This is a genomic window from Lentibacillus juripiscarius (assembly GCF_042685205.1).
GTDB lineage: Bacteria > Bacillota > Bacilli > Bacillales > Amphibacillaceae > Lentibacillus > Lentibacillus juripiscarius.
This window is the reverse complement of record NZ_JBHUNA010000003.1, coordinates 25,189-40,063: the sequence shown is the minus strand read 5'-3', so window position 1 is coordinate 40,063 and position 14,875 is coordinate 25,189. Positions and strand designations below refer to the sequence as shown.

The 14,875-nt window shown below is 45.1% G+C and carries 17 protein-coding genes; 14 read left to right on the top strand and 3 right to left on the bottom strand.

Annotated elements, in window-relative coordinates; genetic code table 11:
* Window positions 1-123 precede the first annotated feature (123 nt).
* Window positions 124-1,710, bottom strand: a complete 1,587-nt coding sequence (locus tag ACFSUO_RS01500; protein ID WP_382390358.1) for a peptide chain release factor 3 — start codon at window positions 1,708-1,710, stop codon at window positions 124-126.
* 877 nt (window positions 1,711-2,587) lie between these two features.
* Between ACFSUO_RS01500 and ACFSUO_RS01495 the strand changes: the two genes are divergently transcribed.
* From ACFSUO_RS01495 to ACFSUO_RS01445, 11 genes are all read left to right on the top strand, one after another.
* Window positions 2,588-2,941: a hypothetical protein gene (locus ACFSUO_RS01495; RefSeq protein ID WP_382390356.1), complete on the top strand. Its 354-nt coding sequence runs from the start codon at window positions 2,588-2,590 to the stop codon at window positions 2,939-2,941.
* 7 nt (window positions 2,942-2,948) lie between these two features.
* Window positions 2,949-3,209 carry a metal-sensitive transcriptional regulator gene (locus ACFSUO_RS01490; RefSeq protein ID WP_382390354.1) on the top strand — a complete coding sequence of 87 codons (261 nt, stop codon included), beginning with the start codon at window positions 2,949-2,951 and terminating at the stop codon, window positions 3,207-3,209.
* A 156-nt stretch (window positions 3,210-3,365) separates the two neighbouring features.
* On the top strand, window positions 3,366-3,845 hold the full coding sequence (locus tag ACFSUO_RS01485) for a DsrE/DsrF/DrsH-like family protein (RefSeq protein ID WP_382390732.1): 480 nt from the start codon (window positions 3,366-3,368) through the stop codon (window positions 3,843-3,845).
* Window positions 3,846-3,927: 82 nt separating this feature from the next.
* Window positions 3,928-4,227, top strand: a complete 300-nt coding sequence (locus ACFSUO_RS01480) for a rhodanese-like domain-containing protein (RefSeq protein WP_382390352.1) — start codon at window positions 3,928-3,930, stop codon at window positions 4,225-4,227.
* Between the two features lie 15 nt (window positions 4,228-4,242).
* Complete coding sequence (locus tag ACFSUO_RS01475; protein WP_382390350.1) at window positions 4,243-4,818, top strand: sulfurtransferase TusA family protein; 576 nt, start codon at window positions 4,243-4,245, stop codon at window positions 4,816-4,818.
* Window positions 4,819-4,837: 19 nt separating this feature from the next.
* On the top strand, window positions 4,838-5,245 hold the full coding sequence (locus ACFSUO_RS01470) for a DsrE/DsrF/DrsH-like family protein (protein WP_382390348.1): 408 nt from the start codon (window positions 4,838-4,840) through the stop codon (window positions 5,243-5,245).
* A 20-nt stretch (window positions 5,246-5,265) separates the two neighbouring features.
* On the top strand, window positions 5,266-6,396 hold the full coding sequence (locus ACFSUO_RS01465) for an MBL fold metallo-hydrolase (RefSeq protein WP_382390346.1): 1,131 nt from the start codon (window positions 5,266-5,268) through the stop codon (window positions 6,394-6,396).
* Between the two features lie 119 nt (window positions 6,397-6,515).
* Window positions 6,516-6,743: a sulfurtransferase TusA family protein gene (locus ACFSUO_RS01460; RefSeq protein WP_382390730.1), complete on the top strand. Its 228-nt coding sequence runs from the start codon at window positions 6,516-6,518 to the stop codon at window positions 6,741-6,743.
* A gap of 49 nt (window positions 6,744-6,792) precedes the next feature.
* Window positions 6,793-7,575 carry a sulfite exporter TauE/SafE family protein gene (locus ACFSUO_RS01455; RefSeq protein WP_382390344.1) on the top strand — a complete coding sequence of 261 codons (783 nt, stop codon included), beginning with the start codon at window positions 6,793-6,795 and terminating at the stop codon, window positions 7,573-7,575.
* A gap of 142 nt (window positions 7,576-7,717) precedes the next feature.
* Window positions 7,718-8,017, top strand: a complete 300-nt coding sequence (locus ACFSUO_RS01450) for a rhodanese-like domain-containing protein (protein ID WP_382390342.1) — start codon at window positions 7,718-7,720, stop codon at window positions 8,015-8,017.
* A 466-nt stretch (window positions 8,018-8,483) separates the two neighbouring features.
* Window positions 8,484-10,610 carry a heavy metal translocating P-type ATPase gene (locus ACFSUO_RS01445; protein ID WP_382390340.1) on the top strand — a complete coding sequence of 709 codons (2,127 nt, stop codon included), beginning with the start codon at window positions 8,484-8,486 and terminating at the stop codon, window positions 10,608-10,610.
* 58 nt (window positions 10,611-10,668) lie between these two features.
* Here ACFSUO_RS01445 and ACFSUO_RS01440 read toward each other — a convergent pair whose 3' ends face one another.
* A complete protein-coding gene (locus ACFSUO_RS01440) occupies window positions 10,669-11,217 on the bottom strand; it encodes a hypothetical protein (protein WP_382390338.1) in 549 nt (182 codons plus the stop codon).
* Between the two features lie 191 nt (window positions 11,218-11,408).
* On the opposite strand from ACFSUO_RS01440, the gene ACFSUO_RS01435 reads away from it, so the two are divergent.
* From ACFSUO_RS01435 to copZ, 3 genes are all read left to right on the top strand, one after another.
* Window positions 11,409-11,720 (top strand): metal-sensing transcriptional repressor, encoded by a 312-nt coding sequence (locus ACFSUO_RS01435; protein ID WP_382390336.1) that lies wholly within the window; start codon window positions 11,409-11,411, stop codon window positions 11,718-11,720.
* A 13-nt stretch (window positions 11,721-11,733) separates the two neighbouring features.
* A complete protein-coding gene (locus ACFSUO_RS01430; protein WP_382390334.1) occupies window positions 11,734-14,115 on the top strand; it encodes a heavy metal translocating P-type ATPase in 2,382 nt (793 codons plus the stop codon).
* A gap of 230 nt (window positions 14,116-14,345) precedes the next feature.
* On the top strand, window positions 14,346-14,552 hold the full coding sequence (copZ, locus tag ACFSUO_RS01425) for a copper chaperone CopZ (protein ID WP_382390332.1): 207 nt from the start codon (window positions 14,346-14,348) through the stop codon (window positions 14,550-14,552).
* Between the two features lie 107 nt (window positions 14,553-14,659).
* On the opposite strand, the gene ACFSUO_RS01420 is transcribed toward copZ, so the two are convergent.
* The coding region (locus tag ACFSUO_RS01420; RefSeq protein WP_382390330.1) for a hypothetical protein at window positions 14,660-14,875 on the bottom strand (216 nt) is incomplete at its 5' end.

Genomic DNA, 14,875 nt, shown 5'->3' with positions numbered 1-14,875 from the left:
CTATCACCCCGTCGCCGCCAACTATCAACCGGTCAGCCCCTGTTATCCGGCATCTCGTCTCAATCCACTAAAAAGACACACAGAATATCTCATCGGAAATCCTGTGTGTCCGGGGTGAAGCTGTTAAGTTGTCTGGTCGTACTGATTGACGTCAAATAGGTCAATCAGTTCAATGTCCGGGTGATTATCTTTAAACCAGTTCATGGAAAATTCATTTTTAAACAGGACGACATAATTGTCAGAACGGTCCCGGACAAGCATGTTGCGCTCGTCGTACATGGATGGATCTACTTGCTCGTGCTTCAGCCAGCGTGGAACCCGCTCTCCGATTGGTTCGAGTGCGACCTCTACATTGTATTCATTCCTCATCCGATACTGGAAGACTTCATACTGCAGCTCGCCGACTGCCCCCAAAATATACGATTCGGAACGGTAGTGTTTGTATAACTGGATGGCACCCTCCTGGACGAGCTGTTCGATACCTTTTTTGAATTGTTTGGCTTTCATGACGTTTTTGGCAGTAACACGCTGGAACTGCTCCGGTGGGAATTGCGGAAGTTCCTGATATTCGAAAAGGTTCTTCCCTTCCAGCAGTGTGTCCCCAATCTGATAGGCATTCGGGTCATAAATGCCGATAATATCTCCGGCATATGCCTCCTGGATTGTATCCCTTGAAGAAGCCACGAACTGCTGGGACTGCGCAAGCTTAATCGGTTTACCGGTACGTGCCAGTTTGACACTCATTCCGCGCTCGAATTTTCCTGAACAGACCCGAAGAAAGGCGACCCTGTCACGATGAGCCGGGTTCATGTTGGCCTGGATTTTGAATACAAATCCGGAGAAGTCCGGGTTATCCGGCGAAATAACGCCCTCCGTTGATTTGCGCGGTGCTGGTGATGGTGCCATCGAAATGAATGTATCGAAAAATGTCTGAACACCAAATGGCGCTAGTGCACTGCCAAAAAAGACCGGTGTCTGTTCGCCGGCTAAAACAGCATCAAGTGAAAAATTGTCGCCCGCTTCTTCAACAAGTGCCAGTTCATCGTTGGCAGCCTGGTAGGTTGCGTTGGAAACAAGCTCCTCGTGTTCCGGTTTTTCCAACTCTGTATATGGGATATAACTTTCTTCTTCATTTCCGTTATACTGGATAAATTGCTTACCATACCGGTCAAACGTTCCTAAAAACCGTTTGCCCATACCTGCTGGCCAGTTCATCGGGTATGTTTCAATATTTAGCACTTCCTCGATTTCTTCCAGTAGCTCAAGCGGCTCGCGGCCTTCCCGGTCCAGTTTATTAATGAATGTGAAAATTGGAATTCCCCGCATTTTACATACTTTGAACAATTTGAGTGTCTGTGCTTCAATACCTTTGGTTGCATCGATAATCATAACAACACTGTCCACAGCAGTAAGTGTCCGGTACGTATCTTCACTGAAGTCTTCGTGGCCGGGGGTATCCAGGATATTAACCTGATAGCCTTCGTACGGGAAGTTCATCACACTGGAGGTGACGGAAATACCGCGCTGTTTTTCGATTTCCATCCAGTCAGACGTAGCAAATTTACCCGACTTTTTCCCTTTGACGGTACCGGCTGAACGGATCAGATTCCCGAATAGCAGAAGTTTTTCTGTCATGGTGGTTTTCCCGGCATCCGGGTGTGAAATAATGGCAAATGTTTTTCGTTTATTTACTTCATCTTGTATCGTCATAAAAAATCCCTTCTTTATAGAAATGCTGTTGTGTTCCGAAGAGGTAGGTAAGGGGGTATATAAAGAGGAGAGTGTCATTTATGTTTAGCTAATTATGCTGAGTTATCACCATCAAAAGATAGCACGTCGAAAGGGTTTCGTCAAACATGAGTGAATTGAAGGGAGCAGGTATCCTCCGATTAGAAAAACACCTGCTTTTTTGTTGCAAACCGAGTTATGAGTGCCCGAATGCGGGCGAACTCGCTGAAAAAGGTAACTCATCGGTGCGGGCGAACTCGCCGGAAAAGGTAACTCATCAGTGTTATGAGTGCCCGAAAGCGGGCGAACACGCCGGAAAAGGTAACTCATCAGTGTTATGAGTGCCCGAAAGCGGGCGAACACGCCGAAAAAGGTAACTCATCAGGGTTATGAGTGCCCGAATGCGGGCGAACACGCCGAAAAAGGTCGCTCATCAGGGTTATGAGTGCCCGAAAGCGGGCGAACCCGCCGAAAAAGGTAACTCATCAGGGTTATGAGTGCCCGAAAGCGGGCGAACTCGCCGAAAAAGGTAACTCATCAGGGTTATGAGTGCCCGAAAGTGGCCGAACTCGCCGAAAAAGGTAACTCATCGGTGTTATGAGTGCCCGAAAGCGGGCGAACTCGCCGAAAAAGGTAACTCATCAGTGTTATGAGTGCCCGAAAGCGGCCGAACTCGCCGAAAAAGGTAACTCATCGGTATTATGAGTGCCCGAAAGCGGGCGAACTCGCCGAAAAAGGTCGCTCATCGGTGTTATGAGTGCCCGAAATTCCTTAGGTTATGGATGTATTTTAAAGCGCCTATTGACAATATACGCATGGGGGTATATGATGGTGTCAGTCGATTTGAGAGGAGAGGCACATGACACTGGCATTGATTTTAATTCTATTGTTTGTACTGGTGCTTGTTTATCGCCGCTATATTCCGGTGGCGGGTATTGGAAATATGCCGTTACATTCGGTATCATATAATAGTAACGATGTTGTTTTTGTCGATATGAGGGACTATCAGCTGTCATGCCGCGATCCGATCGAATGTGCATATCAGCTTCCACTCCCTTATTTGAAGCGATATATTCATGAATTACCAACTGATAAACAGGTTGTTATTGTCGCTTCCGATTATGAAGGTAAAAACTTAGGCGCACGTTTTTTGAAACAGAAGCGTATAAACGTTATCGGGTATCACATGATGAGAAACGAAGGAAAGGAGTGACATGAGCATGCAATATGAATCCGACGTAAAAAACCGTGTGAAACGTATTGAAGGACAAGTCAGAGGGCTGATGAAAATGATGGAAGAAGAGAAGGAATGCCGCGATGTTGTCACACAGATGACTGCGGTTCGAAATGCCCTTGACCGTACGGCTGCGCTGATTGTCAGCCAGAATCTGGAGCAATGCATCCGTGAAGAGAAACAGGACGGCGAAAACTCCGAGGATCTCATCAAAGAGGCGGTCAACCTACTTGTCAAAAGTAGATAAACAAAGGTGTTGACAAAAGCTAGATCTTCTTTTAAGGTGTTATATAGGTTACGTGATTATCGCTAACCTTTTTTTATTGCTTGTTTATATACCCGTACAGGTATATGTATTTGTTAAATGATATGGAAAACTCGTACCAAAGGAGAGGGGATGAATATGTCAGAGAAAAAGAAAACCACCATCGTCTTATTCAGCGGTGATTATGATAAAGCAATGGCTGCTTATATTATCGCTAATGGAGCGGCAGCCTATGATCATGAGGTCACTATTTTCCATACCTTCTGGGGGCTGAATGCATTGCGCAAGGAAAATCAGGTTCCAGTCAAAAAAGGGTTGATGGAAAAAATGTTTGGGAAAATGATGCCACGAGGGACAGATAAAATGAGTCTTTCTAAGATGAATTACCTGGGCATGGGTCAAAAAATGATCAAGAAAGTGATGAAAAAGCATAATGCTATGCCACTGCCACAATTGGTTGAGATGGCACAGGAACAGGATGTTAAATTGATTGCCTGTACCATGACAATGGATCTGCTTGGACTGCAGAAAGAAGAGCTTCTTGATGATATTGATTACGGTGGCGTGGCTGCTTACGTTGGGGAAGCAGAAGAAGGAAATATAAGTTTATTTATTTAATTTTTATATACCCCTTACCGTAAAATGTGATAACAGTTATTCCTTTTGGGGAATATAAAACAAAGCTTAGGAGGGACAAATGATGAAACAAATTGCCATGAAAGAATTAGTGGAAAAAGTAAAAAGCAAGGAAAATCTCCATATCATTGACGTGCGGGAGGATGATGAGGTAGCACAAGGCAAAATTCCTGGTGCTAAACACATCCCGCTGGGAGAGATTCCGGAACGTCTTAATGAGATTGATAAAAGCAACCATTATTACATGGTTTGCCGTTCAGGCGGCCGAAGTGGCAAGGCCAGTGAATTCCTTGAAAATCAGGGATTCGATGTCACAAACGTTGACGGCGGGATGCTTGCCTGGACCGAAGACGTAGAAAAGTAACAGGAGGTGATTGTTATGGGAATTACAGCAAATGAAACATTGGATGCGAAAGGACTTTCTTGTCCGATGCCAATTGTCAAAACGAAAAAAGCTATTACCAATCTCGAGCCTGGGCAAGTAATGGAAGTGCAGGCAACCGATAAAGGATCCACGGCCGATATCAAGGCATGGGCGGAAAGTACAGGTCATCAATACCTTGGTACGGTTGAAGAGGATGAGGTGCTGAAGCATTATTTGCGCAAAGCAAGTGACCATGAATCAAAAGAAGAGACCAAATACGAAGATGTCGTTGATTTGAATGAATTCCGCCAAAAAGTTGATGGTGAGGCAGCTGTCACAATTCTCGATGTTCGTGAAAATGCTGAGTATGCCTTCAATCACATTCCGGGCGCTATTAACATTCCGCTCGGTGAATTAGAAGAACGTATGGATGAACTAAAAGATGCAGACGAAATTAATGTAATTTGCCGTACAGGCAGCCGCAGCGACCTGGCCGCACAAAAGCTTTCTGACAAAGGATTCAAAAACGTAAAGAATGTCGTACCAGGTATGGCTGACTGGGATGGCTCAACTGAACAATCAACGAAGTAATTTTTAGGAGGAATGGAACATGGAAAGCCAAAACAATACACGCGTAGCAATAATTGCAGCAAACGGCGGCATGTTTGATGCCTATAAAGTATTCAACATCGCTACGGCTGCTGCAGCATCGGATAAAGAGGTTGGTATCTTCTTCACATTTGAGGGGCTCAACCTAATTCATAAGGAAGCACACAAAAACTTGCCGCTGCCGGAAGGAAAAGAACACTTCCAGGAAGGATTTGAAAAAGCGAATGTTCCATCCATCAGTGAGCTATTGAAAATGGCCCAAGAGATGGGGGTAAAGATGATTGGCTGTCAAATGACGATGGATGTTATGAACCTGGAAAAAGATGATTTTGTTGACGGCATTGAAGTAGGTGGAGCGGCATCTTTCATTGAGTTTGCCAAAGATGCCGACATGTCACTGACATTTTAATGAAAGGGAGGCAATGGAGTATGTCACAAAGCATAACAACAAAGGAACTTGCTCGTCGCGTTGTAAACCGGGAAGATACCTTGATTCTTGACGTCCGGAATACGGATGAATTTGATGATTGGAAAATTGAAGGGGACAGTGTGGATGTTATCAATGAGCCATACTTTAACCTGCTTGATGGTGTTGATGCTGTCGCTGAAAGAATAAACAAAGACCAGGAAGTCATTGTCCTTTGTGCTAAAGGCGGTTCATCCAAAATGGTCGCCGAGATGATGGAAGAAGAAGGCTTTACCAATGTCTATGATTTGGAAGGCGGCATGAAAGCCTGGAGTGAACATCTGGAACCAGTGAAAATAGCTGATTTGCGTGACGGCGGAAGTCTGTATCAATTTGTCCGCCTTGGCAAAGGCTGCCTGTCTTATATGGCGGTTTCAGGAAACGAGGCGGCTGTCATTGACGCAAACCGGATGACAGACATGTATGAACGATTTGCTGAGGAAAAAGGCGTCACTATCAAGCATACTGTAGACACGCACTTGCATGCTGACCACATATCCGGTGGCCGTCAGCTCGCTGAGAAGACAGGTGGAACGTATCATTTGCCGTCTAAAGATGCGGAAGAGGTCACATTCGACTATGCACCTTTGGAAGAAGGAAGTGACATCACCGTTGGCGCCACAACGGTCAAAGTACAGCCGTTATACTCACCGGGACACACGATTGGAAGCACATCGCTCGTGATTGATGATCAGTACTTGCTGACAGGGGATATTCTGTTCGTCAGATCTATCGGCCGTCCTGACCTGGCCGGAAAAGCGGAGGACTGGGTAGGCGACCTTCGCGATACCTTGTACAGCCGTTATAAAGAGCTGTCTGATGACTTAGTTGTATTGCCTGCACACTATTCATTTGTGGAAGAACTCGGCGATGACGGCAGTGTCAAAGCACGTCTCGGTGATTTGTATAAGCGGAACTCAGGTTTGCAGGTGGATGATGAGAATGAATTCCGGAAAATGGTTACGGAAAACTTGCCACCGCAGCCGAACGAATATGAAAATATCCGGCAAACCAACATGGGTAAAATGAATCCGGAAGATGAAAAGCAGCGTGAAATGGAAATTGGACCAAACCGTTGTGCAGTCCATGGCTAAATGTAAGGATTAATCCTGATGACAGCAGGATAGAAGGAAGATTTCAAAACAATAAACTATGAGTGAGTGTTCAAAAGGAGGATAACTTCTTGAACAACCTCTATGAGGAGGAAATGATGATGGAAGCAGCAAAAGTATTAGATGCAACAGGTATGGCATGTCCAATGCCTGTTGTGAAAACAAAAAAAGCGATAGAGGAATTGAACACAGGCGATATTTTGGAAGTTCATGCTACGGACAAAGGTGCTAAAAGTGATTTGACGGCATGGGCCAAATCAGGCGGCCATGAACTGGTAGATGAAGCAGAAGAAGGCGACATCCTGAAATTCTGGATTAAAAAAGCTTAATGGAGACCCCTCATACAGGGGTCCCCTTCTTTTAGGAGGGAAGGTTTATATGGAGTATAGTCTCGTTTTTCTTATCGTTCTTTTTCTGATTGGTTTTGCTGGTTCATTTGTTTCTGGAATGGTGGGTATTGGCGGATCTATCGTTAAGTATCCCATGCTGTTGTATATCCCGCCTATGCTGGGGTTAGCAGCCTTTTCGGCACACGAGGTATCCGGCATCAGCGCTGTACAGGTTCTGTTTGCAACCATCGGTGGTGTCTGGGCATACCGCAAAGGCGGATATTTGAATAAAACACTCATTATTTATATGGGTATTAGTATTTTGATAGGAAGCTTTATTGGCGGCTATGGGTCGCGTTTTATGACGGATGGCGGGGTCAACTTTGTTTATGGTGTACTGGCAACAATCGCAGCTGTTATGATGTTCGTTCCCAAGAAGCAAATGGACGATATCCCGCTTGATCAAGTCACATTTAACAAGTGGCTTGCCGCAGCCTTAGCGTTTGTAACCGGAATTGGTGCCGGTATCGTGGGAGCGGCAGGAGCATTTATTTTAGTGCCAATTATGCTGCTCGTCCTGAAAATACCGACACGCATGACGATTGCATCATCGCTTGCGATTACGTTTATTTCGTCAATCGGTTCCACTGCCGGCAAAGTTATGACAGGGCAGATACTGTTTATTCCCGCCGTTATTATGATTATTGCCAGCCTGATTGCGTCCCCATTGGGTGCGAACGCGGGTAAACGTGTGAATACGAAAATTCTGCAAGGTATTTTGGCTGTTCTGATTTTGGGAACCGCGATTAAAATTTGGATGGATTTCTTTTAAAAATCATCCTGTTGAACTACAATTTCTTATGAGGTGATATCATGGTTATTGTTGCTGCTATGAAAATTCTCGCAGACTGGAACGGTCCATAAATGGCAGTATTTGAGGAAATATATATAATAAAACGCAGGAGGGATAACGAATGAACCAAATCGATATGAAAGAGTTAGCTCAAAAAATCGAGAATAAGGAAAACGTCCATGTGATCGATGTACGTGAAGATGACGAAGTAGCACAGGGTAAAATTCCTGGTGCCAAACACATTCCACTGGGGGAAATTCCGGAGCGTTTAGATGAAATGGATAAAAACAACCATTACTACATGGTTTGCCGCTCCGGGGGCCGCAGTAGCAAAGCGAGTAAATTTCTTCAACATGAAGGTTATGATGTGACCAATGTTGACGGTGGTATGCAAGCCTGGGATGGCGACGTAGAGAAGTAAAAAGATGTACGAACCAAGAAAAAACAGATAATCGGTGTTTTGCCTTCCATTATTACACACACTTGAGCCATGAACTCTGTACTAAAAGAAGTTTATGGCTTTTTATGTTTTGTGGTGCAAAATCATTTATAGGCGTCTGCATGAATTCTGGACATGTGTAGTATATAATAGAAAATTGTTAGGCTATTTGAAAGAGGGATACGAATGCGTAATAAACTGTCTATCAAAATCGGGCATAAGCACAATGTAAATGAATGTCTGTTTTTATCCCCCTAACAGAAAAACAGGGCTATCTTGAGCAAATAACCCTGTTTTCTTATGCATCCGAAAACAGGTATCAGCTTGCACTATAAAACACCCACAGGAATTGCTGTCATAGGAAGATTTTCCATCATATGATTAATAATTACGGTACTAGGGTATTGTATTAATAGAACGAAAAGCATGGTGGAAAGGAGTGATTGGTATGGCGAATAATGAACATAGCAAGCACCATGAACAGCACAATCATCATAATCATGAGGCGCCTAAACAACATGATCACAGCAGCCACGAACATGACCACAATCATCATCAAGGCGGACATAGTCATCACGGTGATAGTGACCATCACGACCATGGGGGTCATGACCACGGCGGTCACGACCATCATGACCACGGAGATATGGTGAATGACTTTAAGAAGCGGTTTTATATATCTCTTGTCATAACCATCCCTATTCTCATTTTATCTCCTACGCTGCAAAGTTTTGTGAGCGTCGACTGGGGTTTTCCATTTGACCAATACATTGTGTTCGTGCTCGCAACGTTTATATTTTTCTATGGCGGATGGCCTTTTCTAACAGGTGGCGTCAGCGAAATTAAAGATAAGAATCCAGGCATGATGACACTGATTGGCCTTGCTATCTTAGTTGCTTACGTTTACAGTTCGATGACTGTTTTCGGCTGGGAAGGCAGCGATTTCTTCTGGGAACTTGCTACATTAATTGATATTATGCTGCTCGGCCATTGGATTGAAATGAAATCGGTCATGGGTGCATCAAACGCCCTGGAAGAACTGGTTAAACTGATGCCGAATGAAGCGCACAAACTTGATGAAAATGAGGATATAACCGACGTTCCGACATCAGAATTGCAACAAGGCGATTACGTACTGATCAAACCTGGTGAAAAAATACCGGTCGATGGCACCATTTATGAGGGCGGATCGGCTATTGATGAATCCATGCTCACCGGTGAATCCGTACCGATTGAAAAAGAAAAAGACGATGAAGTGATTGGCGGGTCAGTTAATAAAGAAGGGTCGATTAAAGTAGCGGTAGAGAAAACGGGTGAAGATTCCTATCTATCCCAAGTCGTTACGATGGTAAAGGAAGCTCAGGAATCCAAGTCCAAAACACAAGACTTAACAAACCGGGCTGCCAAATGGCTGTTTTATCTCGCACTTGCATCCGGGTTTATTACCCTGTTTATCTGGCTCGCACTCGGCTATGCCTTTGATGTTGCACTGGAGCGGATGGTTACGGTTATGGTTATTACCTGTCCACACGCACTCGGATTGGCGGCACCATTGGTTGTGGCTGTATCCACTTCTTTATCGGCAAAACGCGGGCTGTTGATTCGTAACCGGGCCAATTTTGAAGGTGCACGCAATCTGAATGCAGTTGTTTTTGATAAAACAGGTACACTGACACAAGGCGAATTTGGCGTGACGGAATTAATACCGAATGACGGTTATGAGAAAGAAGACGTCCTTACATGGGCAGCAAGTTTGGAGCAAAATTCCGAACACCCAATTGCGGCTGGGATTGTCAGCTCGGCAACCGAACAAAATCTCGAACTGAAAAAAATCGAGACATTCGAATCCATAACAGGCAAAGGGATTGAAGGAACCATAGAGGGACGGAAAGTGAATGTCGTCAGTCCCGGTTTTATACAAAATAATGACATGACTTATGACCGGGAAACGTTTGATCAGTTATCGGAAGAAGGGAAAACCGTTGTATTTGTATTGCTCGACGATGAACTGATCGGCATGATTGCATTAGCTGACATCGTTCGGGAAACGGCAAAAGAAGCCATATCGTCGCTTAAGAATAAAGGGATTGAAACCATTATGCTCACCGGTGACAATAAAAAGGTGGCTAACTGGGTTGCCGATCAGCTCGGTATTGACGAGGTTTACGCCGAAGTGCTCCCCGATGACAAAGCGAATCAGGTGAAGACAATCAAAGGAAAAGGTTGGAAAGCAGCCATGACAGGCGATGGTGTCAATGACGCACCAGCACTCGCAACGGCTGATTTGGGAATTGCTATCGGTGCCGGTACAGACGTCGCCATGGAATCAGCTGACGTTGTCCTGGTCAAAAGCAATCCGAATGACGTTGTGTCCCTAATGGAACTGTCACGTAAAACCTACCAGAAGATGGTTCAGAATCTGTGGTGGGCAGCCGGCTATAACATTGTTGCTATCCCGCTTGCGGCTGGTGTTCTCGCGCCCGTCGGTATCATTCTCAGCCCTGCCGTTGGAGCAGTGCTAATGAGCCTGAGCACGGTCATTGTTGCTATTAACGCGAAATTATTGAAAGCATAACGAAAACATGCCCTGAAGATACGCGTCTTATAGGGCATGTTTCGTGTTAGGCAAAAATTTAGTGAGAAATGCCAAATGGCACGAATTGAAAGTAATGTAACCCAAAGTAAAGAACAGCAATTAATATTAAGGTAAAAAAAGGGTATCGGAGGAAAGAAAAAATAGCTTGTCCGGATTGTTTACGAATGATGTCTTCCGTCGTATACAGAACTAACAGTAAAATCATCGTCACAATTAATCCCATTATTGTCATGATTTCATCGGGTCTGGACATGGCCACCATATCCCCAAGCATAGCCCCCATCATGCCTCCCATCATTCCGGAAAGCATTCCGTCAATTAATGCAGGCAGTCCAACAGGTATTCCAGTTATAAAGCCGATTGTCAAACCGATCAGAATGGCGTATACAGTTGAAGCAAATAAATTGCCATGAAGGAAAACACCAAGGATTGTCCCGCCTAAAAATCCCACAGCCATTCCTGCTGCCATGGCAATCATCATCCCATACATCGTTGTGACCCATTGCCGGTAAAAGGCAACATAAAAGATAATTGCCGTTGTTTGCAGGCTGCAAAGTCCAATTATGAAAAGCAGTCCAATGGTCATTGAAAAAGCTCCTATCGTCAGTTGTCCAATTTTGTATCGTTATGATGGATACTATGTTATACCTTGTATGGGTATGATGGTAAACAGATTTTTTTATATTCGTTCTTTGTTATGCAAAGTTAATTTATAGAATATTATCTGTTGACATATATACGCAAGGGGGGTATCCTATAATTAGGAAAGGAAAGGAGATGAGGCAGTTGGATGAATACATGCATGACCATCCGGTAACACCCCGCACACGAGATGAAAAAGACGCTGTCGTCAATCGGTTGAAACGGATTGAAGGACAAGTGCGGGGTATTCAAAAAATGGTTGAAGAGGACCGGTATTGTGTGGATATATTAGTTCAAATCAGTGCGATCAATGCTGCCTTGAAAAAGGTCGGATTTTCCGTAGCTGAACGGCACACGAAGCATTGTGTCAGTGATGCGGTACAGACCGGAAAAGGACATGAAGCAATTGATGAATTAATGGAGGTTCTGAAGCAGTTTTCCAAGTAGGGGGGGATAAACAATGAGCGAATCGGAACACACAACACTTGGTGTAACAGGGATGACCTGTGCTGCCTGCTCGAATCGGGTTGAAAAAGTTTTAAATAAAATGGATGGAGTAGATGCAAAGGTCAACTTAACGACCGAAAAAGCAGCAGTTGACTATGATCCATCTGAAGCCTCCATTGATGATATAACGGCCAGGATTGAAAAACTTGGCTATGGTGTCCAGACGGAACAAGCGGAATTCGATGTTTATGGCATGACGTGCGCCGCCTGCTCGAACCGGATTGAAAAGGTTTTGAACAAACAAAGCGGTATCAAGTCGGCGAGTGTCAATTTGGCAACCGAAAGTGCTGCTGTAGAATATAATCCAGGCCTGATGGAAGAAACCGAGATTATCGAACGAATCCAGAAACTCGGCTATGATGCGAACGTGAGGACCGAAGACGAAGATAAGCAAAGCGCAAAAGAAAAACAAATAACACAGATGAAAACGAAATTGATCACGTCTGCTTTACTGGCCGCACCACTTCTTTTAACGATGCTGGTTCATCTGTTTGGTGTCAGTGTGCCATCGTTTCTGATGAATCCGTGGTTCCAGTTTGCGTTGGCGACACCGGTTCAATTCATCATCGGCTGGCAATTTTATGTTGGTGCTTATAAAAACTTGCGTAATGGCGGGGCCAACATGGATGTGCTCGTTGCGCTTGGTACAAGTGCAGCATACTTCTACAGTTTATATGAAGCAATAAAGACGATTGGCAATCCAGGTTATGAACCGCATCTCTATTTTGAAACGAGCGCCATTTTGATCACACTCATTCTATTTGGAAAATATCTGGAAACAACTGCAAAAAGCAAAACGACGGCTGCTTTGTCGAAATTGCTGGATTTACAGGCCAAACAGGCTCGTGTCATTCGAAATGGCAAGGAAGAAATGATTCCAGTCGAGGATGTCGCTGTCGGTGACCATCTCTTGGTCAAACCCGGCGAAAAATTTCCGGTAGACGGCACAGTTGTCAAAGGGAAAACGTCAGTTGATGAATCGATGATCACTGGTGAATCAATCCCGGTTGAAAAAGATGTCCAATCCGATGTTATCGGTTCGACTATGAACAAAAATGGTACGGTTGAAATGGAAGCCACCAAAGTCGGAAAAGATACCGCGCTGGCTTCGATTGTAAAAGTGGTGGAGGATGCGCAAGGCTCCAAAGCACCGATTCAGCGGCTGGCGGATGTGATTTCCGGCTACTTTGTTCCGATTGTGGTTGGGATTGCCTTCGTTACATTTATTATCTGGATTGCTTTTGTGCAGCCGGGTGCCTTCGAGCCAGCGCTTGTCGCGGCGATTGCGGTTCTCGTTATTGCCTGTCCATGTGCGCTGGGCCTCGCTACACCAACGTCGATTATGGTCGGAACAGGAAAATCAGCTGAAACAGGCATTTTGTTTAAAGGCGGTGAACATCTGGAGCGTACCCATCAGTTAGATGCGGTCATTATGGATAAAACCGGTACCATTACTAAAGGTAAACCGGAAGTGACCGACTTTACGGCTGATACAGAAACATTGCAGCTGCTGGCTAGTGCAGAAAAAGGATCCGAGCACCCGCTGGCGGAAGCGATTGTTGCGTATGCCGCGGAGAATGACGTGGAAACGACCGAAGCTGATGCATTTGAAGCGATACCCGGTCACGGTATTAAAGCCACGATTGCCGGGGATGAAGTTCTGGTTGGAAATCGCAAACTGATGAATGAACACGGTGTCCCAGTAGAAGCCGCGGCTGATTTGGAAAGATATGAATCAGCCGGCAAAACCGCTATGCTGATCGCAGTTAGTGGGGAACTCCGCGGAATTGTTGCAGTGGCCGATACCGTGAAAGATACTGCTGCTAGCGCCATTAAACAGCTTCATGAGCAAGGGCTTGAAGTGGTGATGCTGACAGGTGACAACGAACGGACGGCACAGGCAATCGCACGTCAAGTCGGCATCGATCAGGTTATTGCACAAGTTTTACCGGAAGAAAAAGCGGATAAAGTAAAAGAAGTCCAAATGCAGGATAAGAAAGTAGCGATGGTTGGCGATGGGATTAACGATGCACCTGCACTTGCCGTCGCCGACATCGGAATTGCTATCGGAACGGGAACGGAGGTTGCGATTGAAGCTGCGGATGTAACAATTCTTGGCGGTGAACTGCTGCTGATTCCAAAGGCAATCCAGATTAGTAAAGCAACGATTCGTAATATCCGTCAAAATCTGTTCTGGGCATTTGCCTACAATAGTGCAGGCATTCCGATTGCTGCTGTCGGACTGTTAGCACCATGGATTGCCGGCGGTGCCATGGCATTAAGCTCTGTTAGTGTTGTGTCTAACTCACTTCGTCTGAAGCGAGTGAAGATATAGGGAAACTTCCTTTTGTGGGCGGTTTCCCCACAAAAGGTAAGTTGAACTTATCGGGTTGTTACCGTCCGTAATTCCGACGCACTTAAAAATCAGAGGCAAGCGTAAAGTAAGGAATTTTACGGACGGTTAGCAACGGGGAATAATGGAAACGTCCTTCTGTGGGGCGGTTTCCCCCACAGAAGGTTAGTTGACTCTAACTATTATATTTTTAAAAAGGGGAGTTGTAAATTATGCAAACAACATTGGATGTAAAAGGGATGACATGCGGTCATTGCGAAAGTGCAGTAAAAGGTGCTCTGGAAGGGTTAGATGGCGTACAAGCTGTCGAAGTAAACCTTGGTTCTGGAAAAGTGGATGTTACCTATGATGATGCGAAGGTAACAGTTGCCGATATGCGCGAAGCAGTTGAAGATCAAGGTTACGATGTAGTCGCGTAACGATAGGATAAGCCGGTTCTCCTTATGGGGGGTCGGTTTTTTCATCTTGCGAATAATTTATTCAATGGTTGGGAAGCTATAAGAAGTAATTTGAAAAACTTATTTTTCTATATATAATCGAGCGAGAGCACCCGCAACTCGAGCGAGAGCGTCCATAACTCGAGCGAGAGCACCCGCAACTCGAGCGAGAGCACCCGCAACTCGAGCGAGAGCGTCGACAACTCGAGCGGGAGCATCCACAACTCGAGCGAGAGCGTCCACAACTCGAGCGAGAGCACCCGCAACTCGAGCGAGAGCATCCGCAACTCGAGCGGGAGCACCCA

Bases quoted from the DNA above. Each gene is read 5' to 3' on its own strand.
- ACFSUO_RS01450 (WP_382390342.1), top strand. From the start codon at position 7,718: ATGAACCAAATCGATATGAAAGAGTTAGCTCAAAAAATCGAGAATAAG.
- ACFSUO_RS01440 (WP_382390338.1), bottom strand. From the start codon at position 11,217: ATGACCATTGGACTGCTTTTCATAATTGGACTTTGCAGCCTGCAAACA.
- ACFSUO_RS01445 (WP_382390340.1), top strand. From the start codon at position 8,484: ATGGCGAATAATGAACATAGCAAGCACCATGAACAGCACAATCATCAT.
- ACFSUO_RS01490 (WP_382390354.1), top strand. From the start codon at position 2,949: ATGCAATATGAATCCGACGTAAAAAACCGTGTGAAACGTATTGAAGGA.
- ACFSUO_RS01485 (WP_382390732.1), top strand. From the start codon at position 3,366: ATGTCAGAGAAAAAGAAAACCACCATCGTCTTATTCAGCGGTGATTAT.
- ACFSUO_RS01465 (WP_382390346.1), top strand. From the start codon at position 5,266: ATGTCACAAAGCATAACAACAAAGGAACTTGCTCGTCGCGTTGTAAAC.
- ACFSUO_RS01435 (WP_382390336.1), top strand. From the start codon at position 11,409: ATGAGGCAGTTGGATGAATACATGCATGACCATCCGGTAACACCCCGC.
- ACFSUO_RS01500 (WP_382390358.1), bottom strand. From the start codon at position 1,710: ATGACGATACAAGATGAAGTAAATAAACGAAAAACATTTGCCATTATT.
- ACFSUO_RS01495 (WP_382390356.1), top strand. From the start codon at position 2,588: ATGACACTGGCATTGATTTTAATTCTATTGTTTGTACTGGTGCTTGTT.
- ACFSUO_RS01475 (WP_382390350.1), top strand. From the start codon at position 4,243: ATGGGAATTACAGCAAATGAAACATTGGATGCGAAAGGACTTTCTTGT.
- ACFSUO_RS01430 (WP_382390334.1), top strand. From the start codon at position 11,734: ATGAGCGAATCGGAACACACAACACTTGGTGTAACAGGGATGACCTGT.
- ACFSUO_RS01460 (WP_382390730.1), top strand. From the start codon at position 6,516: ATGGAAGCAGCAAAAGTATTAGATGCAACAGGTATGGCATGTCCAATG.
- ACFSUO_RS01470 (WP_382390348.1), top strand. From the start codon at position 4,838: ATGGAAAGCCAAAACAATACACGCGTAGCAATAATTGCAGCAAACGGC.
- ACFSUO_RS01455 (WP_382390344.1), top strand. From the start codon at position 6,793: ATGGAGTATAGTCTCGTTTTTCTTATCGTTCTTTTTCTGATTGGTTTT.
- copZ (WP_382390332.1), top strand. From the start codon at position 14,346: ATGCAAACAACATTGGATGTAAAAGGGATGACATGCGGTCATTGCGAA.
- ACFSUO_RS01480 (WP_382390352.1), top strand. From the start codon at position 3,928: ATGAAACAAATTGCCATGAAAGAATTAGTGGAAAAAGTAAAAAGCAAG.